Origin of the sequence: Streptomyces sp. HUAS YS2, from assembly GCF_033343995.1 — a bacterium.
GTDB classification, from domain to species: domain Bacteria; phylum Actinomycetota; class Actinomycetes; order Streptomycetales; family Streptomycetaceae; genus Streptomyces; species Streptomyces solicathayae.
The window spans coordinates 1,213,405-1,237,554 of record NZ_CP137573.1; the positions used below are offsets into that span (position 1 = coordinate 1,213,405).

A 24,150-nucleotide genomic window follows, 5' to 3' on the forward strand; every position below is an offset into this window, starting at 1 on the left:
ACGGGAACGGGGCCGCCCCGCACCGCCGTTCCGCACCTCCAGCACCGCCGTTCAGCACCGCCGCTCAGCACCGCGCCCGGTACAGCGCCCAGTACCGCCGCCCTGTACCGCCGCAGAACCGCCCGGCGCCATCGCGACGCCACCCGGCATCGCCGCGACGCCACCCGGTGCCATAACGGCGCCATCCGATGCCACCAGAGCGCCGCCACAACGCCACCCGAAGCCCCCGGAACGCCGCCGTGACGCGGAATGACGCCATTCGGAGCCGCACCCGCTTGCAATGGCACCATATTGGTGCCACCATGGCGTTATGGATCTGACCCCCTACGTCGACCACCTCCGCCACGAGCTCGCCGTCGCCGCCAACGCCGGCGGGGACGAGGCCCGGGCCCTGGCCGAGCGGCTCACCGCGCCGCTGGAGTCGGCGGCACGCCTGACCATCCTGAACGCGCTGTCCGCCGCCTCGGACGAGATCACCCAGGAGCTGGCACCGGGTTCGGTGGACGTCAGGCTCCGGGGGCTCGACCCCGAGTTCGTCGTGACGCCGGCCCCGACCCCGGAACCCGTCGAGGCCGCCCCCGCCACGCCCGTGGCACCGCCGGCGGCACCGCTCGCGCTGGAGGGCGACGAGGGCGGCACCGCCCGCATCAACCTCCGGCTCCCCGCGCACCTCAAGGCACGTGTCGAGGAGGTCGCCGGCCAGGAGGGCCTGTCCGTCAACGCCTGGCTCGTACGGGCCGTGGCCCGCTCGCTGGAGCCGGGCGAGCCCGCGCGGCCCGCCGGCCGGACCAACCACGTGGGCCAGAGTTACACCGGCTGGGTCCGCTAGGCCCGCACCGCACACGTCACCGCGCCGACGCACCACCCGCGACCTGCGGAAACACCCACCCGAGTCAAGAGGACGGGACAGCCATGCCTTCGTACGACACGCCCGAACCCATCACCGCGGTCCTCGAGTTCGACATCGGCACCGCCCGGATCGTCGCGGGCAAGCAGAGCACCACCGTGGTCGAGGTGGTGCCGAGCAACGGCGCCGAGGAGATCGACGTGAAGGCCGCCGAGCAGACCAAGGTGACCTACGCCAACGGCACCCTCACCCTGAAGGGCCCGAAGAAGCGGTCCGTGTTCGGCAAGGTCGGTTCGATCGACGTGACCGTCGAACTGCCCGCCGGTTCCCACCTCCAGGGCAACACGCCGATGGCCGACTTCACCTGTGAGGGGCCGTTCGCCGACTGCCGGATCAAGACCTCGCTGGGCGACATCCGGCTCGGCGATGCCGAGACCGTGAACCTGCGCACCTCGCACGGTGACATCCACGTCGGCCGCATCACCGGCGACGCCGAGATCCAGGGAGCAGGACGGATCGAGGTCGGCGAGATCCAGGGCGACGCCACCGTCAAGAACGGCAACGGCGACACCGAGATCGGGCTGATCCGGGGAGACGCGACCGTCAAGAACGGCAACGGCCACACGGAGATCGGCGAGATCACCGGCCGACTCAGGGCCAACGCGGCCAACGGCCGCATCACGGTCGACGTGGCGCACGCCTCCGCCGAGGTGAAGTCCGCCAACGGCGCCATCCGGATCGGCGAGGTGTTCCGCGGCCGGATCGACCTGCGCACGGCCGTCGGTGACATCGAGGTCGGCATCCGCGAGTCCACCGCCGCCTGGCTCGACCTGCACACCAAGGCCGGCCGGGTGGAGAACTCCCTGGGCGCGTCCACGGGCCCCGGCGGCTCGGACGAGACCGTCGAGGTGCACGCCCACACCAGCCTCGGCGACATCGCCGTACGCCGCGCCTGACCTTCCCCACTCCCGCAGCCCGACCCTCTCCCCCGCCGACCTCACCTCGCCGACCTCACCTCGCCCCCCGCCTGACCCCACCCGCCTGACCTCACCTCCCCCAACCCGGCTTTTTCGCCCCGCCGGTCCGTAACCCGACACGGAAGAGCATTGGTCATGACCATGACAACTACGCCCACCGCGGGTCCCCTCGCCGAGGCCCCGCCCGCGATCTCGGCCGTCGGTCTGCGCAAGTCGTACGGCGACAAGGTCGTCCTCGACGGCGTCGACCTGCGGATCCCGGAGGGCACGGTCTTCGCCCTCCTCGGCCCCAACGGCGCCGGCAAGACGACCACCGTGGAGATCCTGTCCACCCTCGTCACCCCGGACGGCGGCGAGGCCCAGGTCGCGGGCTGCGACCTGGCGGGCCGGCCCGAGGGCGTGCGCGACGCCATCGGGGTCACCGGCCAGTTCGCCGCCGTGGACAACCTGCTGACCGCCGAGGAGAACCTGCTCCTCATGGCGGACCTCAACCACCTGCCGCGACGCGCGAGCCGCGAGCGCGTCACCGCCCTCCTGGAGCGGTTCGAGCTGACCGAGGCCGCCCGCAAGCCGGTCTCCACCTTCTCCGGCGGCATGCGCCGCAAACTCGACCTGGCGATGACACTGGTCGGCCGGCCCCGCATCATCTTCCTCGACGAGCCGACCACCGGACTCGACCCGCGCAGCCGCCGCACGATGTGGGAGATCATCCGCGGCCTGGTCGCCGACGGCGTCACCATCTTCCTCACCACGCAGTACCTGGAGGAGGCCGACCAGCTCGCCGACCGGATCGCCGTGCTCGACCGCGGCCGGATCGTCGCCGAGGGCACCGCGGAGGAGCTCAAGCGGCTGATCCCCGGCGGCCACATCCGGTTGCGCTTCCCCGACGCCGCCCAACTCGACGCGGCGGCCGCTCACTTCACCGCCTCGGCGCGTGACGACGAGACGCTCACCCTGCGCATCGCGAGCGACGGCGACCTCCCCGCCCTGCGCGCCGTGCTCGACGTCCTGGACGGGGCGGGCCTGCGGGCCGAGTCGCTGACGCTGCACACGCCCGACCTGGACGACGTCTTCCTCACTCTGACCGGCCGCTCCGACTCCCTCAAGGAAGCCTCCTGATGAGCACCCTGTCGTACGCCATGAGCGACTCGATGACCATGCTGCGGCGCAATCTCAAGCACGCGCAGCGCTACCCCGCCATGACGCTCTCCGTCGTGATCATGCCGGTGATGATGCTGCTGCTCTTCAACTACGCGTTCGGCGGCGCGCTCGGCGCGGGGATCGGCCCCGCGGCGGAGGGCGGTGCGGGCGGCGAGTACATCGACTACGTCGCGCCCGGCATCATCCTGATGACCGCCACCGCCGGCGCGGTGGCGACCGCGGTCGGCGTGTGCGTCGACATGACCGAGGGCATCGTCAACCGGTTCCGCACGATGTCGATCTCCCGGGCCGCGTTCCTGACCGGGCACGTCCTCGGCAGTCTGATCCAGACGCTGATCGCCATCGCCCTCGTCGTCGGCGTCGCGCTCGCCATCGGCTTCCGCCCGAACGCCACGGCTGTCGAGTGGGCCGCCGCGGCCGGTCTCCTGGCGCTCCTCACGCTCGGGCTGACCTGGCTCTCCGCCGGCATCGGCCTGGTGTCCAAGACCCCGGAGTCGGCGAGCAACACGCCCCTGCCGCTCACCTTCCTGCCCTTCCTCGGCAGCGCGATCGTGCCGACCGACTCGATGCCGACCGGCCTGCGCTGGTTCGCCGAGTACCAGCCGTTCACCCCGGCCATCGAGACGCTGCGCGGCCTCCTGATGGGGACGGCGATCGGCAACAGCGCCTGGATCGCCCTCGCCTGGTGCGTCGGCCTGACGCTGGTCGGCTACCTCTGGTGCCGCTCCGCCTTCGGCCGTACCTCCACCCGATGACCGCCGAACACCGCCCGCACTCCCGCCCCTCGCACGAGCCGTGTTCTCGCAGCGGCCCCACCGGCACGCGGCCCGCATGGCCGCCGGGGTCTGCCCCGCCGCCGCCATCTCCGTGGCCCGGCTCCCGGATGACGGTCCGTGACCTCACCGAAGCGGTCCGCAACGCCTCATGACGAACGCGCTATCTGCACACCGATTGCGCAGAGGTCACACCGCCTCCCGGGATTCCCCCAGGTCCGGACCGGTGCCGCGACCACGCCCGGGCCCCTCTGTGCGGGAATGTCTCTTTCCGGGCCACCGGGGGTCGGCGCGGATCCCTGCCCCCGGCGATCACGTCGGGTGATCTCGTGAAGAAGGTGCCGTCAAGTGATGGACGGGCGTGCACCGGATCGCAATTCATGGCGTCGGAAGGGCCGTTGAGCCCCTCTCCGGACTGGCTGGCCGCGAGGCCCGCGTGCTTTGATCCAGGCACCGCGGAAGCTCCCCCTCCGGATCGATGCCATCGGTCCGGCAGTCTTCCCGCGGGTGTTTCCATACGTCCCCATGTTGAAGGGAAACCTTATGAACCCGCAGATCGAGACCATGGAGATCTCCGACGCCGACCTGGACAACGTGTCCGGTGGTCTCGGTGGCGGCGTCGTCGCGCACGGCACCCTCGCGCTCGACGGCATCGTCCCGGCCGTGACCCCGCTCGTCGGCACGCTCGTCGGCACCGTCGAGGGCGCCACCGGCCTGAACACCGCTCCGGTCGCCGGTCTCGTCAACGCCACGATCGCCGGCGTCTGACCGAGGGTCGCATCGCATGCCCCGGGGCCTCCCAGGCCCCGGGGCTTGCCCGCCTCCCAGGTGAGGGAAGAGTTCCATGCAGTTCCGCCAACAGGCCCTCTCCAAGCTGCAGTCGTCCGACGACATCGACCTGCCGGTGCGCTTCGCCCGTCCCCAGGGCCTGCTCGTCCTGACCGTGACCGTCCTCGTGATGGCCGCGGCGTCGGTCTGGGCCGTCACCGGCACCGTCTCGTCCAATCTGACCGCGCCCGGTCTCCTCACCCATGCGCAGGGCGGGTACGTCCTGCAGAGCCCGGTCGCCGGGCAGGTCACCGAGGTCCTCGCGAAGGAGGGCGACCGGGTCCCCGCCGGTGCACCGCTCCTCGAACTGCGCACTCCAGAAGGCACCGGCACCGTCCGCGCCCTCGCCGCAGGCCGCCTCACCGCCCTCGTCGCCGGGATCGGTACCGTGGTGACCGTCGGCGCGGACGTGGCCGCCGTCGAGCGCGTCGCCCGCACCGACGACCCGCTGAAGGCCGTGGTCTACCTGCCCGCCGACGGCGCGCCCCCCGTCCCGGTCGGCGCCACCGTGGACCTGACCGTCCAGTCGGTGGCCCGGCAGCAGTACGGCGTGCTGCGCGGCCGGGTCGAGTCGGTGGCCCGCACCGCACAGTCCCGTCAGCAGATGGCGGCCTTCCTGGGCAGCGGTCAGCTCGCCGAGCAGTTCGCCCGGCAGGGCCGGACCCTTCCCGTCCTCGTACGCCTGGAACACGATCCGGGCACCACCTCCGGATACGCCTGGTCGTCCGCCGGCGGGCCGCCGTTCCGCCCCGCCTCCATGACTCCGCTGAGCGGTGTCGTACGGCTGGCCGAACAGCACCCGGTCGATTGGCTGCTGCCGTGAGCACTCAGCACCGCCTGCCCCCGTCGGACCGCCGCCGGCACGGGCCGCGACCGGCTGCGCAGCGGCAGCCCGAACAGCCGCCGCGGCCGAACCGGCGACGGCCCGCGCAGCGGCCCGCCAAGGCGCAGAAGGCCGTGCGCACGCCCACCGTCCTCCAGATGGAGGCCGTGGAGTGCGGCGCCGCTGCGCTCGCCATGGTGCTCGCGCACTTCGGCCGCCATGTCCCGTTGGAGGAGCTGCGGATCGCCTGCGGGGTGTCCCGCGACGGTTCGCGCGCGAGCAACGTCCTCAAGGCGGCACGCAGTTACGGACTGCAGGCCAAGGGCATGCAGATGGAGCCCGCGGCGCTGGCCGCGGTGCGCCCGCCCGCCATCCTGTTCTGGGAGTTCAACCACTACGTCGTGTACGACGGCCCCGCGCGCCGGTTCGGCCGCCGGGGCGTGCACATCAACGACCCCGACAAGGGCCGCCGTTTCGTGCCCGCTGAGGACTTCGACACCAGTTTCACCGGCGTCGCCCTGGTCTTCGAACCCACCGCCGACTTCCGGCCGGGCGGCCGGCGGCCGGGCGTGCTGCGGGCACTGCCGGCCCGGCTGCGCGGCACCACGGGCACCCTGCTGGCGACGCTGCTCGCGAGCCTGCTGCTGGTCGCGGTCGGCGCGGCGCTTCCGGCGCTCAGCCGGACCTACATCGACCGGTTCCTGATCGACGGTCAGACCTCGTTGCTGGGGCCATTGTTCGCGTCGATGGCCACGCTGGTGGCGCTCACCGCCGTGCTGACCGGGCTGCAGCAGGCCAATCTGCTGCGTGGCCGGATCATCTCGTCCACGCTGAGCAGCGCACGCTTCCTCCGGCATCTGATGCGGCTGCCGGTCGGCTTCTTCGCCCAGCGCAGCCCGGCCGATCTCGTGCAGCGGCTGCAGTCCAACGACGCCGTCGCCGAGACACTGGCCAGGGACCTGACGGCCGCCGCCGTCGACGGCGTCGTGGTGCTCCTGTACGCCCTGCTGCTGTGGACGTACGATCCCCAACTCACCGTCGTGGGCGTGCTGATCGCGCTGCTGAACGTGGTCGCGATGCGGATCGTGGTCCGGCTGCGGGCCACCGGCACCCAGAAGCTGCGGGCCGACAGCGCCCGGCTCACCAACACCTCGTACACCGGTCTCCAGCTCATCGAGACGATGAAGGCCACCGGCGGCGAGGACGGCTTCTTCCGCCGCTGGGCCGGGCAGCACGCCACCACTCTGGACGTGCAGCAGCGGCTCGGCGTGCCGAGCGCCTGGCTGGCCGTGGTCGCGCCGGCGCTCGCCACGGTCAACAGCGCGCTGATCCTCTGGATCGGCGGTCTGCGGGCGGTCGAGGGGCATCTCTCGATCGGTCTGCTCGTCGCGTTCCAGGCGCTGGTGGCGCGCTTCACCGCGCCGATCACCCGGCTCAACGGCGTCGCGGGCCGGATCCAGGACTTCGCGGCGGACCTCGCCCGGCTGAAGGACGTCGAGAACTTCCCGGTCGACCCGGTGCACTGGGGGCCCGACGCCGACACCCGCCGCCTCAAGGGCCACGTGACCCTGGAGGACATCACCTTCGGGTACAGCCCGCTCGACAAACCCCTGCTCAGCGGCTTTTCGCTGACGCTCGGCCCCGGGCAGCAGATCGCGCTCGTCGGCGGCTCCGGCAGCGGCAAGTCCACGGTCTCCCGGCTCGTCTCGGGCCTGTACGCGCCCTGGGAGGGGACGATCCGGATCGACGGCCGGCGCCTGGAGGACATCCCCCGCGGCACGCTCGCCGCCTCCGTCTCCTTCGTCGACCAGGACGTGTTCCTGTTCGAGGGCACGGTCCGCGACAACGTGGCCCTGTGGGACCCCTCGATCCCCGACGAGGCGGTGACCGCAGCCCTCGCGGACGCGGCGCTGCTCGACGTGATCGAGCGCCGCCCGGACGGCATCCACGGCCGGGTCGAGCAGGACGGCCGGAACTTCTCCGGCGGTCAGCGCCAACGCCTGGAGATCGCACGGGCGTTGGTGCGCCGGCCGAGCGTCCTCGTCCTGGACGAGGTGACGAGCGCCCTCGACGCGGAGACCGAGCGCACCATCATCGACAACCTGCGGCGGCGCGGCTGCGCCTGCGTCGTCATCGCCCACCGGCTGAGCACCGTCCGCGACAGCGACGAGATCCTCGTGCTCGACCACGGCGCGGTGGTGGAGCGGGGTCGGCACGAGGAGCTGGTCGTCGCCGGGGGCGCGTACGCCGAACTGGTCAAGGAGCACTGACGTGTCGTCCGCGTACTCCCCCGAATCCGTCGGGCACCACCCCGGCGGGGACCGTCCGGTCGGCACCGACTCCGCGGCCGACGCGGTGGTCGCCGCCCTGGGCGGCGTCGGGTTCCCCGTCGACTGCGCCGGGCTGCGTACCGTTCCCCTGGAAGGCCCGCACGTGCTGTGGCTCGTGGTGGGCGGGGCGCTCGACCTGTTCGCGGCCGACGCCGCGGAACAGGGCGCCTGGCACTTCCTCGGCCGCCTGGAGGCGGGGACGCTGCTGCTGGGCCCGGTCGAGGGCCCCCGCCACACGCTGCTCGGCCGGCCGTCGCAGGACTGCCTGCTGCGCCGGATCGCGCTGCGGGAGCTGCCCCGGCCGGAGTACGGCGCGTACGACGAGTACGGCGTCTGGCACACGTACGAGCACCCGCAACCGCAGCCGTACGCGCACGCGTTCGCGCAGCAGCCCGCGTACTCCGCCGAGCCCCCGCCCAGCCCGCTGGAGCACGCCTTCGCGCTCGGGGTCGGCCGGGGCCTGGGCGTCCTGTTCGAGGCCCCGCTCGACGGCCGCCCGTCCGCCGAGGACCCGGTCGCCGACGACGACGTGCTGTGGATGCAGGTCGAGCCGGGCAGCGTGCAGTACGACGGCACGGCGTACGACGCGTCGTACGGCGTCGACGCGGCGGCCGGGCTGCTCGTCGACGGCGCCCTGTGGCAGCGCATGGTGAACCAGCAGCACCGGCTGCTGTCCGCCGTGGACCGGTGGATCGAGCGCCTGGACCGCGCCCATGAGGACCGAGCGGCCGAGGGCATCCGGGCCGGCGAGGCCGAACGCGCCCGCGCGGACCAGGCGCTGTTGGCGTCGATCGACCGGTCCCGGCGCGGCGCGGCCCGCCGTGACACGGCGGGCGACCGGGCGAAGGACGACGCGACGTACGCCGTGTGCCGCATGGTCGCCGCGGCGGCCGGCATCCGGCTGCCCGAGGCCCCGCGCTCCGGCGGCGACGCGGACGACCGGGTCACCCCGGTCGAGCGCCTCGCGTCCGCCGCGCGCCTGCGCACCCGCGAGGTCCGGCTGGCCGGCACCTGGTGGCGGGAGGACTGCGGGCCGCTGGTGGGGCACCGCGCCAGGTCCGGCGCGCCGGTCGCACTGCTGTGGCGGCGCGGCGGGTACGAGGCGGTCGGCGCGGCCGGCGGGCGGCGGATCCGTGTCGACGCGGAGCGCGCCGAGGAGTTCGAGCCGCGTGCGGTCATGTTCTACCGGCCGCTGCCGCCGGGCCCGGTGACCCCGTGGAAGCTGCTCCGGTTCAGCCTCCGCGACACGCGGGCGGACCTGCGGAACCTGCTCCTGGGCGGCCTGGTCACGGTGGGGCTCGGCGCGCTGGTGCCGATCGCGACCGGCCGGGTGCTCGGCGAGTACGTGCCGAACGCCAGGACCGATCTGATCGTGCAGGTCTCCGTCGCCGTGCTGCTCGCCGGCCTGGTGACCGCCGCGTTCATGCTGCTGCAGAACCTCACGATCCTGCGGATGGAGGGCCGGATCGAGAGCGCGCTGCAGCCCGCCGTGTGGGACAGGCTGCTGCGGCTGCCGACGGCGTTCTTCGCAGGGCGCTCCACCGGGGAACTGGCGAGCGCGGCCATGGGGGTCAGCGCCGTGCGCCAGGTCCTGTCCGGGCTCGGTCCGGTGGTCGTGCAGGCCTGCACGATCGGCGTGATGAACGTCGTCCTGCTGTTCTCGTACAGCGTGCCGCTGGCGCTGGTGGCGCTCGCGATGCTCGCCGTCGTCGGCGCGGTGTTCCTCGGAATGGGCCTGTGGCAGCTGCGCTGGCAACGACGGCTGGTCGCGCTCGGCAACAAGCTCAACAACCAGGCGTACCAGACCCTGCGGGGGCTGCCGAAGCTGCGCGTAGCGGCGGCGGAGAGCTTCGCGTACGCGGCCTGGGCGCGCGAGTTCGCCCGGTCCCGCGAGCTCCAGCAGCAGGCGGGCCGGGTCCGGAACCTGAGCACCGTGCTCGACGCGGTCTGCCTGCCGCTGTGCTCGGTGGTCATGTTCGTGCTGCTCGCGGGACCCGCCCGGGGCACGCTGTCGGCCGGCGCCTTCCTCACCTTCAGCACCGCCCTCACCATGCTGCTGACCTCCGTCACCCAGGTCACCGGGGCGCTGGTGTCGGCCGCCGCCGCACTGCCGCTGTTCGAACAGATCAGGCCGCTGCTCGACGAGGAGCCGGAAGTGCGCGGCGCGGGCGCGCGGCCCGGCGCGCTGTCCGGCGCGATCGAGGCCCGCAACCTCTCCTTCCGGTATGCGGAGGAGGGCCCGCTGGTCCTCGACGACGTCTCCCTGCAGATCCGGCCCGGCGAGTTCGTCGCGGTCGTCGGAGCGAGCGGCTGCGGCAAGTCGACGCTGCTCCGACTGCTCATCGGCTTCGACCGGCCGGTGTCCGGGAGCGTGCTGTACGACGGTCAGGACCTGGCTGCCCTCGACCAGGCGGCCGTGCGCCGCCAGTGCGGGGTCGTGCTGCAGAACGCGCAGCCGCTGTCCGGCTCGATCCTGGACTGCGTGCGCGGCACGGAGGCGTACACGCAGGAGGAGGTGGCGGAGGCGCTCTCGATGGCGGGCCTGGCCGAGGACGTCGCGCGGATGCCGATGGGCCTGCACACCATGATCTCCGGCGGCGGCGCGGTCTCGGGCGGGCAGCGCCAGCGGCTGATGATCGCGCAGGCGCTGGTGCGGCGGCCGCGCATCCTGTACTTCGACGAGGCGACCAGCGCACTGGACAACGAGACGCAGCGCATCGTCATGAACAGCACGCGCGGGCTGAGCGCCACCCGGTTCGTGATCGCCCACCGGCTGTCCACGGTCATGGACGCCGACCGGGTGCTCGTCATGGCGGACGGCCGGATAGTGGAGCAGGGTCCGCCGGCGGCGCTGCTCGCGACCCCCGGCGGTCACCTGTGGGAGCTGGTGCGCCGCCAGATGAAATGACCGCCCCGCGGGTTCCCCCACGGGTCGATGCGCCGGTGCACCGCCCGGTCAGCCGCCCGGTTCAGCCGCCGGGGATGGTCAGCTCGCCACCGAGGTAGAAGCCCTCCTGCTCGGCGACGACGAACGGAGCCATGACCTCGCGCCGCTCGCGTTCGGTGTCGGAGGAGCGCCACGCCTCGCAGGCGTCCTGGGAGTCCCACACCGACACGCCGGTGATCTCCGAGCCGTCCTCGGACCAGTACGCGAACGCGCGGCGCAGCCCGGCCGGGTGGATCGCCGGACGCCAGGCCCGCTCGAACTCCTCCAGGGTGCCCGGCTTGATGCGGCGGGTCGTGACCCAGACGTAGCGATGCTCCATCGCGGCCTCCTCGGGTGCGTTCCAGCGGAGCCCCCGCTCTTCGACCACCGTAGGCCCGGCTCCCCGTTTCCGCCTCGGGAACCCGCTCCGGCCTGCGGTTTCCTCCCCTGTGGAGGGGCGCGACGGCGGCGGCTAGGGTGAGGGAGGAGCCTGCGGGACCACCCGGAGCCCGGCATGCGCGGGAGCCCGTCGTGCGCGGACAACGCCCCGAGTCGCCCGACAGCGCACAGCAGCTCCTGCTGGCGCTCGGGCAACTCGTCGATCAGGCCCTGGACCGGATCAAGTACCAGCGGGCCAGGGTCGAACTGGCGATGGCCCTGCAGCGCCACATGCTGCCGCCCCACCTGCCGGAGCTGCCCGGCCTGCGTCTCGCGGCCCGTTACACGCCCTCCAGGGACGGCCTGGACGTGGGCGGCGACTGGTACGACGCGTTCGTGATGAGCGACGGGGCACTGGGGCTCGCGATCGGCGACGTGCAGGGGCACGACGTGGAGGCCATCGCCTTCATGGGGCAGGTCCGGACCAGCCTGCGGGCCATCGCGCAGGCGACGAACGACACCCGGGAGGTCCTGGGCCAGGCCAACGACCTGTTGATCTCCATGGGCTGCGACCTGTTCGCGACCTGCTGCTTCCTGCGGTTCGACCCGATGACGCGCGACCTGACCGTGTCCCGCGCGGGCCATGTGCCGATGGTCTGGGCGACGGCCGGCGGCGGGTCCGGCATCGCCCTGGACAGCGGCGGGCCGCCGCTCGGCATCGCCTCCGGCGAGAAGTACCCGGTGACCCACCGGCGCCTGACGGAGGCCGGGGTCCTGGTGCTGCTGACCGACGGGGTGGTGGAGGGCCCGCACTATCCGATGGAGGCCGGGCTCGCCGAGGTGGCGAACCTGGTGCGCAGGGGGTTCGACGCCGATCCCGACGTGCTGGCCAACGCGGTCGTGAAGGTGGCCGACCGGACGGGGCACCGCGACGACGCCGCGGTGCTCGTCGTCCGGTACGACGGCCCGTCCGAACCCGTCCGGCACGACCCGTCCGAACCCGCCCGGCCGAGCGACGCCCACTGAGGCCGCCGCTGAGGTCGCCGCCGGTGGGATGTGGGCGCAGACTGCAGTGGTGCGCAGTGCGGAGACGGGACGTCACGGGTCCGCGGCGCCGCGCATCACGGCCGGTCAGTGGTCCACCGTGTGGTGGATCCTCGGCGTCGCGGCGCTGTACTACGGCGCCGCGCGGCTGGGACTGCTCCAGCAGCTCGTGCGCGATCAGGTCACTCCGCTGTGGCCGCCGACCGGCGTGGCGCTGGCCGCGCTGCTCCTCCTCGGACTGCGGGTCTGGCCGGGCATCGCGATCGGCGCGTTCCTGGTGAACGTGTTCCTCGGACCGTCGGTGGTGGCCGTGCTCGCCATCACGGCGGGCAATGCCCTGGCCCCGGTCTGTGCCTTCCTGATGCTGCGGAGGGCCGGCTTCCAGGCCGGCCTGGAACGGCTGCGCGACGTGATGGCGCTGATCTTCCTCGGCGCGCTGGCCGGCATGCTGATCAGTTCGACGATCGGCACCAGTGCGCTGGTGCTGTCCGGGGCGGTGGACGCCGGCGCCTTCTGGTCGACCTGGTCGGTGTGGTGGACCGGTGACGCGATGGGGATCCTCGTCGTGACGCCCCTCCTCCTCGTGCTGCGCCGGGCCCGGTGGCCGGTGCGGGCCTCACCCGCACGCTGGGTCGAGGCGCTCGCGCTGGCGGCCGGCACGATCGCCGTCACGCTCGTGGCGACCCGCAAGGCCGATTCGAGCCTGCTCTTCCTCGTCTCGCCGTTCCTGATCTGGGCCGCGTTCCGCTTCCAGCTGGCGGGTGCGGCGCCGTGCGCACTCACGGTCTCGACGCTGGCGATCGTGGCCGCGGCCGACGGGATCGGGCCGTTCGCGCACGACGACCTGTTCACCGACATGGTCACGTTGCAGGCCTTCAACGGCACGACGGCCCTGACCGCCCTCCTGCTCGCCGCCGTCATCACCGAACGCAACCGGACCCACGACGAGATCAGCCGCCTCTGCGCCCGCTTCGCGGTCATGCTGGCCCAGCTGGATCCCCGCCCCGACCCGTACGACACCCCTCCGGCCGACCCGCACGGGACCCCGTGGGACGAGCCGCCCGACGAGCGACCGGACGAGCGGTCGCCGTAATCGGAGCCCCCGCGTCCCGGTCAGCCCCGCAGTGCGGAGGCGAAGATGCCCGGCAGGGCGGACCAGCGCGGGCGTGCGGCGTAGGCGGTGAGCCGCCGGGCCGTGGTGGCGGCGGTGCGGTTGCCGACGAACCACGGCGGCTTCGGCGAGAGCGCCGGCTCGCCGTGCAGGACCGAGCGCGGCGCGGGCCGGAACGGGCCGCGGACGACCGTGCGCTCCGGGGCGTCGAGCAGGACCGCGTTGTGCACGACGCCGATACCGCTCTGCACGTCGTCGAGGGTGTGGCCGGGGTACGCGCCCCAGGTCGCGGTCGGCGTGAGGTAGCCGAGGCCGGTCCACGCGTTGACGGCCACGGTGCCGTAGCGCAGCCGGGCGATCGCGGCGCCGAAGGCCGGGCCGAGCGCGCGGAGCGTGACGGGGTCGGCGAGGACGTTGGCGCCGAGGGTGCCGAGCAGTTCGTCGTTGGCCGTGCCCACCGCCCGGTCCAGGAACTCGCGCGGTCCGCCTGGGAGCTCGAGGACGCCGAGCACGGGGGCGAAGTACTCCGTGGTCAGCGCGGCGGCCCCGGGGCGAAGGCCCGGCAGCAGTACCCGGCCGCGGCCGAGGCGCTCGGCACCGGGGTGGGTCGCGAGGGCCTGCTCCACCCGGCCGTCGCTGCCCGGGTAGTACGCGGGCCGGGCGGGCGCGGCGGCGAGGGCGGCGCGCAGGTGGGCGAGGAAGCGGTCCTTCTGCGCCCAATCACGGCCGATCACGACGATCTGGCCGGCGATGCAGTTGTAGCCGCCGTTGTGCAGCCGCTGTGTGGCGACGTGCTCGGCCTGGAAACGCAGATCGGCCTCGGACCAGTCGCCGGGCACGACGACGACCGGGGAGACGCCGCCCAGCTCGCTGGTCACCGGCTTGTCGAGCAGCGGCGTGCCGGCGGCCCTGCGCCGCGCGCCCTCCTCGCCGGTGCCGAACACGATGGCGTCGTGGGTGACCGCGCTGCCGGTCATGTGCACATGGCCGACCCGCGGATGGTGGACCAGGTACCCGCCGACGTCCGCGCCGCCGGTCACGACGCGTACGGCGCCGGCCCGGATCAGCGGCGCGAGGACCGCGCGGAAGACGTCCAGCATCGGGTCGGTGATCGGGTTGAGCTTGAGGACCACGACGCGGTTGTGCGCGTACAGCTCGTAGAGCACGTCGAGCAGCGGGGTGGAGGTGATGTTGCCCGCGCCGAGGACCACGCCGACGCCGGTGGTCGCCGTCGGAGCGCGCAGCCCGAGCCCGGCCCGCTCGCGGACCTCCGCGGCCGTGACGCCCGGCGGCATCCAGACGTCCGCGGAGAAGCCGTTCAGGAGCATCCGATCCCGGCCGCCGTGCGGCAGGACCCGGACGGCGACCCGGCCGCCCGGGGCGCGGCCGAGGGTGTAGTCGTCGACGGGGCTGCGGCCGGCCTCCAGCGCGCGGACGGTCTCCGTCAGGGCGGCGGTGGCGGTCAGGAGGGCGTACGGACCCGAGGTCCACTCCTCGCCCCGGAGCGGGCTGCGCTCGGGCAACCCCTTGAAGCCGGCGGCCGCCTCCACCCAGGCGCGGGCCTGGACACCTGTCGCGGCGTGCACCTCCTCCAGGAGCTCGCGCCGCCGGGTGAGTCCGCAGGCGGCCCAGGCCGCCTCGCCCTCGGCGAGCTCGGCGAGCACCCGGTCGATCCGGGCCGCCTCGGCGGTGTCCGGCGCGGAGACGGTCATCGGGTCACTCCCTCGACGAGGCCGGCCGCGTGCGTCGCGGCCGGGTGGCGGGCTCTTTGTGCGAGGGCACGATCCCGGCGACGCCACGCGACGCCTTCGTCGCACCCTGACCGCGATCGTCCTCCCTTCCGTACGGAATCTCCATGGGCGGGCGACGGAGATATCCGGGCGGCGCTTGTGCCACCGCACAAGAGGTGCCAGGCTGGCCGCATGACGACCCACCTCGCCTCCGATCCGCAGGTCGCCGCGCTGGTGACCCGCCTGCTGGGTCCGGTGGACCGGCTCGCGGACGGGCTGACGGAGGCCATCACCCGCGAGGAGCTCGCGTACGCCGAGGACGCGCGGCTGACCCGCGAGGAGCTGCGCGCCACCGTCCACGACAATCTGCGCAGTGTGCTCGCCGCCCTCCAGGGCGAGCCGGTGAGCCTCGACGCGGCGGGCGCCGCCGGCCGACTGAAGGCCGAGCAGGGCATCCCGCTCGCCTCCCTGCTGCACGCCTTCCGGCTGGCCGGGCGGTTCCTCTGGGACCGGCTGCTCGACGCGGCCCGGCGGGAGGACTGCGCGGGCGAGCTGCTGCCGTTCGCGTCCGACATCTGGCTCGTCATCGACGCGTTCTCCAGCGCCGCGACCGACGCCTACCGCGCCACCGTGGAGGAGGAGGCCCGCCGCGACGCCGAGACGCGCGGGCTGCTGCTGACCGGCCTGCTCGACGGCAGCGCCGGGAGCGCCGGCACCGGCGCGCGCGAGGCGCTGCGCACCCTGCGCCTGGAGGACCACGGGCCGCTCGCCGTCGTCCACGCCGAGACCGACAGCGCGCTCCCCGCCGAGAGCCGGATCCGCTCTGCCGGCATCGCGGGCGTGTGGGTGCGGCGGGTCGGTGCACGCGTCGGCCTCCTGGCCGCGCCGGACGAAGCGGCCGTGACCGTCCTCGTCGACCTGCTCGCGGCGGATGCGGACTGCCGCATCGGCGTGAGCCGGACCTTCGCCTCGCCCGAGGACACCCCGCGCGCCTGGCGCCAGGCGAGGAACGCGGCCCGCTGCGTGCCCGTCGGCCGCACCGGCTGCCACGTCTACGGCACTTCTCCGGTCTCGCTGCTCGCCGCCGCCTCGCCGGAGGCGGCGGCTGAGGTCGCCGACGCGGTGCTCGGCCCCCTGCGCGCGCTGCCCGGGCCGGAGCGGGCGCCGCTGCTCGACACCCTGGAGGCCTGGTTCGCCGCCGGCGGCTCCACCGCGCGCGCCGCCGAGCGGCTGCACTGCCACCGCAACACCGTCCTGTACCGGATGAACCGCATCCAGGAACTCACCGGCCGCGGCACCGCCGACGCCGTCGCCTCGGCGGAGCTCTACCTCGCTCTGCGGGCCCTCCGTCTCACCGGTTGACCGGGGGAACCGACGGGCCGCCGGACCCTTTCGGACGCCGCGGCGCGCCACCTGCGGCGCGGCGCACCAGACTCGCTCCCGGGGGTCCGACCGGAGAGAAGGAGCACCATGTCCGCCAAGCCCGCCATCGTGCTGGTCCACGGCTTCTGGGGCGGCGCCGCCCACTGGGCGAACGTCATCGTCGAACTGAACAAGCGCGGCTACGACCGGATCCACGCCGTCGAGAACCCGCTCACCTCGCTCGCCGACGACGCCGAGCGCACCCGCAAGATGATCAGGCAGGTCGACGGCCCCGTGGTCCTCGTCGGCCACTCGTACGGCGGCGCGGTCATCACCGAGGCGGGCGACCTGCCCAACGTCACCGCTCTCGTCTACATCGCGGCGTTCGCACCGGACGCCGGCGAGAGCCCGGGCGGGATCACCCAGGAGATGCCGCCGGCCGCCGTCGAGAACATCGCCCCCGACTCCGACGGCTACCTGTGGATCAAGCAGGACAAGTTCCACGAGAGCTTCGCCCAGGACGTTTCCGCCGACGAGGCCCTCGTCATGGCCGTCACCCAGAAGGCCCCGATCGGTTCCACGTTCGGCGACAACGTGACCGCACCGGCCTGGCGGAACAAACCCGTCTGGTACCAGGTATCCACCGAGGACCGCATGATCCACCCGGACAACGAGCGCCGCATGGCCGCCCGTATGAACCCGCGCGAGACGGTCGAACTCGACGCGAGCCACGCCTCGCTGGCCTCCCGGCCCGGGCGCGTCGTCGACCTGATCGAGGCAGCCGCGAACGCCACCACGGGCTGAGCGTTCGGGCCGGGGGCGCGGCGCCGGAACCATGGTGCGGTGGTGACGCGTGATCTTCGGTGGGCTGCTCCACCTGTGAGCCGCCCGACGGACCACCCGACCAGATGTGCCCGGCGCCCCGCCGCGGCCGCACACCCGAGGAACCGCGTATGAGCGACCTGTCAGCCCGCACCGACCACAGCAGCCCCCCGGACCCCCTGCGCCACGTGTACCTGAGGCTGGTCGCCGAGGAATCGATACCCGAGGAAGCGCGGGGGCAGTTCAGCTATCTGCGACCGCTGGCCACGGACCTCCTGGTGGGCATCGCCCTCGACACCCCTGACAACGTCCGCGTCCTCGATGACCGCGACGTGGCCCTCGGCGACTGGGACACCCTCGTGAGCGCCGCGCGTGCCAACCTGCTCGGCGAGCCGGTCAACTACGACACCTACGATCTCCCAGGTGGCGCGGTCCTCCATATCATCGGCCACCCGGAGTCGGTGTTCGCAGCCAGCAAGGTGCTCTTCCTCGAAGAGACGCTGCGGGCCGCCGGCGGCCCCGGGATCCCGGACGAGGGTGCGCTGCTCGTCGTCCCGAACCGGCACAACCTCGTTCTCCACCCGCTCGCCGACGGGAACGTGGGCGAAGCCGTCAACGCCTTGGCACAGTTCGGGCAGGGCGCCTACGAGGACGGCCCCGGACGCCTCTCCCCCCGGGTGTTCTGGTGGCGCGCCGGCACCCTGACATCGATCACGCGCTTCGACCAGGAAAGCCGGACGATGAGCATCTCCCCGCCCGACGAACTCATGACGATCATGCGTCGTCTGGCCGGCCTGTAGCCGAGGCCGCGCAGGCGCCGGGTCAGACACCGGCCCGGCGCCGGCCGCGCACGCGGCGCGGGTACGGGAAGAGCCGCGGCGAGCGCTTGGCGGCCACGTCCTCGACCCAGCCGAAGGTCAGCACCAGCAGTCCGATCAGTGGGATCGCCACCAGCAGCGGGAACCACTGGCTGCTCAGCAGCCACTGGAAGTGCTCGTAGACGAAGCCGACGGACCAGAGGGGGTCGATCAGAGGGATGGCGGCCACCAACGCGGTCTCGTGCCAGAGATAGACGCTGACAGCGCGTGCGTTGAGCAGGCTGATCAGGCCGTTCCAGCGCTCCAGCGGTCGGGGCCACTGCTCCCAGGACGGACTGACGTGGAGCAGGATGGCGACGAAGCCGAAGGACCACAGGGCCTGGGCTATCGGCCAGCTCTCGATGTCCGTGTGCACGGTCGGATCGACCGGTCGGGTCTGCAGGTACCACCAGCCGGCCACCATGATCAGCGGTGCGACGGACGGCACGATGTACTGCGGGATCTTCTTGAGCAGGCCCTCCTGGTGCGCCATGCCGAGGATCCAGCAGGAGCCGAAGGTGGCGAAGTCGCTGACGGTCTCCCAGACCCGGCTGTAGATGAACTCCTGGTCGATGAAGAACGTGTGCATGACGATCGCCAGCGCGAGCGGCACGCACAGCGTCACCACCGGCATCCGCCGCAGCGCCCACAGCATCAGCGGCGAGAGCAGGACGAACCAGAGGTACGCGCGGAGGTACCAGAGCGGGACGATGACCTGCATCGCCCAGCCCGGCCCCACCAGGTGGTCGAAACCGTTCAGCGACTCGGCGTACGGCGGCGTGCTCAGCGGCACGATCCAGAACAGCAGCTTCCCCCACCACCAGTCGGGGTGGCCCTCGGCGTCGGGCCCGTCGCCGTCGAGAATCTGGGCGGTGAGCAAGATCGCGCCGAACAGCCACATCGGCGGCAGCAGTCGGCGCAGGCGGCCCCGGGTGACGCCGAGGGCGGGCCGGCTGAGCGAACGGGCCATCAGCGACCCGGCCAGCGCGAACATCACGCCCATGGACGGGAAGACGACGGGCAGCCAGAACCAGCCGAAGTTGTGGTAGAGCACCACGCGAACCAGCGCCAGGGCGCGCAGCATGTCGAGATAGCGGTCCCGGCCGCCCTTGGCCCTGGACGGTGCCGCCGGCTCCACCTCCCGCTCCCGTTGCAGCAGAACGGCGGGGACGCGCAGCCGGAGGGTCTCCTGGGTGCCCCCGAACTCGAAGGATGCGGTCATGGTCAGGCCTCCACCGGTGCGGCGACCTCGCCGGTACGCCGGAGCTTCTGCCAGCGCAGTCGGCCACCGGTCAGCGCCGTGATCGCGGACTGCAACAGGACGATGTACATCAGCTGCCGATACACCAGTTGCTGGATCGGCAGGCTGATCAGATGCAGGGGCTTCTCGCCGTCGAGCCGGAAGGCGTACCAGGACAGCACGCCCTGGAGCAGGATGAAGCCGCCCCAGCTGGCGAGGGTGATCGGGGCGTCCGCGAACAGCACGCCGTACAGCAGGAACATGTCGACCAGCGGCGCGAGCAACGGGGCGACCACGCCGAACATCACGACGAGCGGCAGCCCGAGCCGGCCGAAGCGCCCGGCCGGGCCGCGGGAGGTCACGGCGCGGCGGTGCTTCCACATCGCCTGCATGCTGCCGTAGCTCCAGCGGTACCGCTGGGACCAGAGCTGCTGGAGGCTGGCGGGGGCCTCGGTCCAGGCGCGGGCGCGCTCGGCGTAGACGATCCGCCAGCCGTCGCAGAGCACCGCCATGGTGATGTCGGTGTCCTCGGCGAGGGTGTCGTCGCTCATCCCGCCGACCCGCCGCAGGGCCTCCTTGCGGAAGGCGCCGACCGCGCCGGGGATGGTCGGGATGACGTTGAGCATGTCGTACATCCGGCGGTCCAGGTTGTGGCCGAGGACGTACTCGATGTGCTGCCAGGCGCCGATCAGGCTCTCGCGGTTGCCGACCTTTGCGTTGCCCGCGACCGCGCCGATCGTCCGGTCGCCGAACGGCTGGACCAGCTCGCGCACGGTGGACGGCTCGAAGACGGTGTCGCCGTCCATCATCACGACGATGTCGTGCGACGCGGCCGCGATACCGGTGTTGAGCGCGGTGGACTTGCCGCCGTTGGCCTGGCGGATCAGCCGGACGAACGGCAGGGCCATCGCCTCGACGATGTCCGCGGTGCCGTCCGTGGAGCCGTCGTCGATGACGATGACCTCGATCGGATAGTCACTGGCGGCCAGCGAGTTGAGGGTGTTCGCGATGCACTCGCGTTCGTTGTAGGCCGGGACGAGGACGGTGACCGGCTCGGTGACGGGTGGTCCCCACGCGTCCCGCCGCCGGGAGCGCCGGGCGTGGAGCGGCGCGAGGACGAGCATCAGCGCGAACCTGCCGAAGTTGAGGAAGCCGACGACGGCCAGCAGCGCGACCAGCACCGGCAGGGTGAGCACGGCGGCCTGGCTGGCCCAGATGTATCCCTTGCCCGCCCACAGCTGGTAGCCGTGCACCGGCACGGTGGCGTCGGTGGCGCCGAGCGCCTCGGAGATGGTGGCGAAGCGGTACCCCTCGCCGTGCAGCTTCTCGATGATCTGCTCGAGCGCGGCGATGGTCTCGGTACGGTCGCCACCCGCGTCGTGCATCAGGATCAGCTCGCCGGCGCCGGGCTTGCGCGGCATCGCCGCCTCGACGATCGCGTCGACGCCGGGACGCTTCCAGTCGTCGGTGTCGCGGTCGATGAACGCGGTGAGGTAGCCGTGGGAACCCACGTACTTGATCACCGGGTAGTTCCAGTCGTCGAGCGCCGAGGCGTCGGAGGAGTACGGCGGGCGGAACAGCGAGCTGTGGACGCCCGCGACGCCGGCCAGCGCCAGTTGCGTCTGCGCCAGCTCCCAACTGATCCGGGCTTCGGACTGGTAGACCAGATCGGGGTGGGTGAAGGTGTGCACGCCGATCTCGTGGCCGCCGTCGACGATCTGCCGGATCAGCTCCGGGTGGCGCGTGGTCATCGCGCCGGTCACGAAGAAGACCGCGTGGATGTCGTGGGCGGCAAGCACGTCCAGGATCTTCGGGGTCCACTCCGGCGAAGGGCCGTCGTCGAAGCTCAGGACCACGGTGCGGTCGGGGACCCGATAGCTCAGCGGGCGCTCGTTCTTGTCACCGCGCGCGTCGATGATCGGGCCGCCCTTGAGCAGGTTCTCCGGCACGGTCGTCTTGTCGACCGAGGTCGCGACCCGGGTGTCGTGGAACGCCTCGTTGGTGGCGAGGCCGCGCAGGACGAGGAGCGCGAGCAGGCAGGCCAGCAGGGACAGCGGCATGAAGAAGCGCAGCGGCGGCGCAGCCAGTCGGCGCGGTCTCAGCAGGGACTGCCGACGACGCTGGTGGCGGGACAAGGTCGCTCCTGGAGATGGGTGGTGCGGACGATCAGGCACGCTCGGCCGGCTCGCAGTTGCTCGAGGCGGCACGACGGTCGCGACATTCGGCGTGATGGCCGGACTTCTCGGGTGGGTGTCGCAGACCGCCCTCTAGGGCCAGGAGGGCGACAGGGGACCCTTGGTGGGCAAGTAGGAGGGTTTCGGCGGTATCTCCATCGCCGGGGCGTCCGACTGCATACCGATCAGGCTGCTGCCCATGGCGGCTGCCAGGATCGCGCCGACCACGGAGACCGGCCAGCCCAAGCGCCGGAACAGACGGCTGCGCAGACCCGACTGGTCGACGAACACCGGTGCCGGAACAGGCTCCTGGACATGAGATTCGGACACGCCGGCCTGTGCCGGGTGTGCCGGTCCACGCCCGAAGGATGTGGCGACTTGGCGCATCTTGTGTGGCCTTTTTGTGCAGGGACGTAGACCGCTGAAGCGTAGAGCGGACCGTAGCGGATGACACTGATCGATTGGGGCGCGATATCCGGTTTTGACATGATCCGATCGAATGTCGTAACCGGATCGGTATGTCGACGGGCATGTCCCGACCCCTGAGCGGCCGGGTCGGGCACACCCGGCGGGGTGGCCTGAACGCTTCGCTAGGATGACCCCTCAATTCATGCGATCAGTGATTGATCCTCATGCAACGGGCGTGTCCAGAAACCGCCTCGACGCCCCAAGGAGCCTGTGTGAGCCTGCCCCGCCGCACCTCTCGTCGCCGCACGTGGACCGCGCTCACGCTGCCCGCCCTCCTGTGCGCACTCGCCGCGTGTTCCGCCGACCCCGCGACCGGCGGGGGCACCGACGCCGCCGGCCCCGCGCGGGATGCCTCGCCGACGCCCACCGGACCGCCGGGAACCCTGTTCGACAACTTCAACTACAGCGGCGCCGACGACCCTTCCCTCGCCGCGCACGGCTGGGAGATCCGTACCGGCGGGGGCGGTCCCGGGATCAAGGACACCTGGAGCGCGGCCGGCGCCGGCTTCCTCTCCGACGCGACCGCCCAGGGGGGCAAGGTCCTGCGACTGCGGTCATCCACCGACGGCACCGAACAGGGCACCCAGCAGGTCGAGGTGCAGACCACCGGCCAGAACCTCTTCACGGGCACCTTCGCCGCCAGGGTCCACCTCAGCGACAAGCCCACCAGCGGCCGCGACGGGGACCACGTCGTCCAGACCTTCTTCCCCATCTCCCCTTCGGACTCCTCGGAGAAGTACAGCGAACTCGACTTCGAGTACCTGCCGAACGGCGGTTGGGGTTCGGTGGGCCCGCAGCTCGACAACGTCAGCTGGTACAAGGCCGATCCGCCGGACCGGGTCCACAACACCCTCGAGCGGAAGCTCGGGGGCTGGCACACGATGATCATCACCGCCATGAACGGAAAGGTCACCTACTCCCTGGACGGCAAGGACCTGTTCACCAGCTCCGGCAAGTACGTCCCGCGCGAGAAGATGGACATCCACTTCAGCAACTGGCTCATCGACCTCCCCTTCACCGGCGGCCCGCGCACCTGGGACATGAAGGTCAACTGGGTCTACTACAAGGCCGACGAGACCGTTTCCCCCGCGGACGTCCAGAAGACGGTGGACGGCTTCTACAGCGCCGGCACCGACTACGTCAACACCGTGCCGACGTCCTGACCCCGCCCCTCCACGGGCAACCACCGAGCCCCCGGCCGCCACGCCGGGGGCCCTTCGGCGTACCCGGAATCGCACCCCGCGCCCGCCGGGCCTCTGCCACGGAGAGCGGCCCCTCCTGCTCCAGGAGGGGCCGCTCTCCGTCGTGCCGGGACGACGACAAACACGAAAGGCCGCCCTCTCATGGATGAGAGAACGGCCTCCGACCTGCGTTTCCGCGTGGTCGGGACGACAGGATTTGAACCTGCGACCCCTTGACCCCCAGTCAAGTGCGCTACCAAGCTGCGCCACGTCCCGATGCCCGTCTGACCTGGGGTTTCCCCCGGCCGAACGCGCATGAGAACAATACCGCACTTCCCCCTGTGCTCACGAACGGCTTTACGTCGGTTGACCTCGACCAAGCTTGAGGTTGCAGGCTGGTCCGCATGACGAAGACGGCAGAGATCGACCGGCTCGAGCGGCTCATGGCGCTCATGACCGGCGACGAGAAGCATTCGCCCGCCGCGACCTCGACGCTCGACGCGCTGTGGGTGCTCTACGACCGGGTGCTGCGGGTGGCGCCCGGGACCGCGGACGACCCGGGGCGGGACCGGTTCCTGCTGTCGAAGGGGCACGGGCCCATGGCGTACTACGCCGTCCTCGCGGCGCGCGGCTTCGTGCCCGAGGAGTGGCTGCCCGGCTTCGGCTCGTACGACTCGCCGCTCGGCCACCACCCCGACCGGACGCTGATCCCGGGCGTCGAGATCAGCAGCGGTTCGCTCGGGCACGGGCTGCCCATGGGGGTGGGGACGGTGCTGGGGCTGCGGGCCCAGGGGCTCACCGATCCGCGGGTGTGGGTGCTGATCGGGGACGCCGAGCTGGACGAGGGCAGCAACCACGAGGCCCTCGCGTACGCCGGGCCCGCCGGTCTGGAGCAGCTGCACACGCTGGTGATCGACAACGGCTCGGCGACCCACGGCTGGCCCGGGGGCATCGCCTCGCGGTTCGAGGCGGCCGGCTGGTCCGCCGAGACCGTGGACGGCCGGGACCACGAGGCCCTGTACGCAGCGTACGCAGCCCCTCACCCGGGGCGTCCGCGGGCCGTCGTGGCCCGTGTCGAGCCGAAGAACTGACCACCGCACCATCCGCACACCCGAGGG

19 protein-coding genes and 1 tRNA gene are annotated in these 24,150 nt (G+C 72.3%); 15 read left to right on the forward strand and 5 right to left on the reverse strand.

Annotated elements, in window-relative coordinates:
* The first annotated feature begins 310 nt into the window (after window positions 1–310).
* The 8 genes from R2D22_RS05635 to R2D22_RS05670 all read left to right on the forward strand — a co-directional run bounded on the left by R2D22_RS05635 (window position 311) and on the right by R2D22_RS05670 (window position 10,647).
* Window positions 311–829: a hypothetical protein gene (locus R2D22_RS05635; protein ID WP_318101648.1), complete on the forward strand. Its 519-nt coding sequence runs from the start codon at window positions 311–313 to the stop codon at window positions 827–829.
* A gap of 83 nt (window positions 830–912) precedes the next feature.
* Window positions 913–1,803 carry a DUF4097 family beta strand repeat-containing protein gene (locus R2D22_RS05640; RefSeq protein WP_318101649.1) on the forward strand — a complete coding sequence of 297 codons (891 nt, stop codon included), beginning with the start codon at window positions 913–915 and terminating at the stop codon, window positions 1,801–1,803.
* Between the two features lie 156 nt (window positions 1,804–1,959).
* On the forward strand, window positions 1,960–2,943 hold the full coding sequence (locus R2D22_RS05645) for an ATP-binding cassette domain-containing protein (RefSeq protein ID WP_411976979.1): 984 nt from the start codon (window positions 1,960–1,962) through the stop codon (window positions 2,941–2,943).
* A complete protein-coding gene (locus R2D22_RS05650) occupies window positions 2,943–3,740 on the forward strand; it encodes an ABC transporter permease (RefSeq protein ID WP_318101650.1) in 798 nt (265 codons plus the stop codon). The genes R2D22_RS05645 and R2D22_RS05650 overlap by 1 nt, the downstream gene beginning before the upstream one ends.
* A gap of 561 nt (window positions 3,741–4,301) precedes the next feature.
* Window positions 4,302–4,526, forward strand: coding sequence for a type A2 lantipeptide (locus R2D22_RS05655; protein ID WP_318101651.1), 225 nt, complete (start codon window positions 4,302–4,304; stop codon window positions 4,524–4,526).
* Window positions 4,527–4,602: 76 nt separating this feature from the next.
* The gene (locus R2D22_RS05660; protein WP_318101652.1) at window positions 4,603–5,409 is read left to right on the forward strand and encodes a biotin/lipoyl-containing protein; all 807 of its coding nucleotides are present in this window, start codon (window positions 4,603–4,605) and stop codon (window positions 5,407–5,409) included.
* Window positions 5,406–7,679 carry an NHLP family bacteriocin export ABC transporter peptidase/permease/ATPase subunit gene (locus R2D22_RS05665; protein ID WP_318101653.1) on the forward strand — a complete coding sequence of 758 codons (2,274 nt, stop codon included), beginning with the start codon at window positions 5,406–5,408 and terminating at the stop codon, window positions 7,677–7,679. The genes R2D22_RS05660 and R2D22_RS05665 overlap by 4 nt, the downstream gene beginning before the upstream one ends.
* A gap of 1 nt (window position 7,680) precedes the next feature.
* A complete protein-coding gene (locus R2D22_RS05670; protein ID WP_411976980.1) occupies window positions 7,681–10,647 on the forward strand; it encodes an NHLP bacteriocin export ABC transporter permease/ATPase subunit in 2,967 nt (988 codons plus the stop codon).
* A 61-nt stretch (window positions 10,648–10,708) separates the two neighbouring features.
* On the opposite strand, the gene R2D22_RS05675 is transcribed toward R2D22_RS05670, so the two are convergent.
* A complete protein-coding gene (locus tag R2D22_RS05675) occupies window positions 10,709–11,005 on the reverse strand; it encodes an antibiotic biosynthesis monooxygenase (protein ID WP_318101654.1) in 297 nt (98 codons plus the stop codon).
* Between the two features lie 191 nt (window positions 11,006–11,196).
* Between R2D22_RS05675 and R2D22_RS05680 the strand changes: the two genes are divergently transcribed.
* A complete protein-coding gene (locus R2D22_RS05680; RefSeq protein WP_318101656.1) occupies window positions 11,197–12,069 on the forward strand; it encodes a PP2C family protein-serine/threonine phosphatase in 873 nt (290 codons plus the stop codon).
* A 49-nt stretch (window positions 12,070–12,118) separates the two neighbouring features.
* Complete coding sequence (locus R2D22_RS05685; RefSeq protein WP_411976981.1) at window positions 12,119–13,180, forward strand: MASE1 domain-containing protein; 1,062 nt, start codon at window positions 12,119–12,121, stop codon at window positions 13,178–13,180.
* 20 nt (window positions 13,181–13,200) lie between these two features.
* On the opposite strand, the gene R2D22_RS05690 is transcribed toward R2D22_RS05685, so the two are convergent.
* On the reverse strand, window positions 13,201–14,910 hold the full coding sequence (locus R2D22_RS05690; RefSeq protein WP_318101657.1) for an aldehyde dehydrogenase family protein: 1,710 nt from the start codon (window positions 14,908–14,910) through the stop codon (window positions 13,201–13,203).
* Between the two features lie 210 nt (window positions 14,911–15,120).
* On the opposite strand from R2D22_RS05690, the gene R2D22_RS05695 reads away from it, so the two are divergent.
* From R2D22_RS05695 to R2D22_RS05705, 3 genes are all read left to right on the forward strand, one after another.
* Complete coding sequence (locus R2D22_RS05695; RefSeq protein ID WP_318101659.1) at window positions 15,121–16,290, forward strand: PucR family transcriptional regulator; 1,170 nt, start codon at window positions 15,121–15,123, stop codon at window positions 16,288–16,290.
* Window positions 16,291–16,398: 108 nt separating this feature from the next.
* The gene (locus R2D22_RS05700) at window positions 16,399–17,094 is read left to right on the forward strand and encodes an alpha/beta hydrolase (protein ID WP_318101660.1); all 696 of its coding nucleotides are present in this window, start codon (window positions 16,399–16,401) and stop codon (window positions 17,092–17,094) included.
* A gap of 149 nt (window positions 17,095–17,243) precedes the next feature.
* Window positions 17,244–17,912, forward strand: a complete 669-nt coding sequence (locus tag R2D22_RS05705) for a hypothetical protein (protein ID WP_318101662.1) — start codon at window positions 17,244–17,246, stop codon at window positions 17,910–17,912.
* Between the two features lie 22 nt (window positions 17,913–17,934).
* Here R2D22_RS05705 and R2D22_RS05710 read toward each other — a convergent pair whose 3' ends face one another.
* Window positions 17,935–19,191 carry an acyltransferase family protein gene (locus R2D22_RS05710; protein ID WP_318101663.1) on the reverse strand — a complete coding sequence of 419 codons (1,257 nt, stop codon included), beginning with the start codon at window positions 19,189–19,191 and terminating at the stop codon, window positions 17,935–17,937.
* Window positions 19,192–19,193: 2 nt separating this feature from the next.
* The gene (locus R2D22_RS05715) at window positions 19,194–21,344 is read right to left on the reverse strand and encodes a bifunctional polysaccharide deacetylase/glycosyltransferase family 2 protein (protein WP_411976982.1); all 2,151 of its coding nucleotides are present in this window, start codon (window positions 21,342–21,344) and stop codon (window positions 19,194–19,196) included.
* Between the two features lie 719 nt (window positions 21,345–22,063).
* Between R2D22_RS05715 and R2D22_RS05720 the strand changes: the two genes are divergently transcribed.
* Window positions 22,064–23,014: a glycoside hydrolase family 16 protein gene (locus R2D22_RS05720; protein ID WP_318101665.1), complete on the forward strand. Its 951-nt coding sequence runs from the start codon at window positions 22,064–22,066 to the stop codon at window positions 23,012–23,014.
* Between the two features lie 217 nt (window positions 23,015–23,231).
* On the opposite strand, the gene R2D22_RS05725 is transcribed toward R2D22_RS05720, so the two are convergent.
* A tRNA-Pro gene (locus R2D22_RS05725) sits at window positions 23,232–23,308 on the reverse strand.
* 128 nt (window positions 23,309–23,436) lie between these two features.
* On the opposite strand from R2D22_RS05725, the gene R2D22_RS05730 reads away from it, so the two are divergent.
* Window positions 23,437–24,123: a transketolase gene (locus tag R2D22_RS05730; protein WP_318101666.1), complete on the forward strand. Its 687-nt coding sequence runs from the start codon at window positions 23,437–23,439 to the stop codon at window positions 24,121–24,123.
* Window positions 24,124–24,150 lie beyond the last annotated feature (27 nt).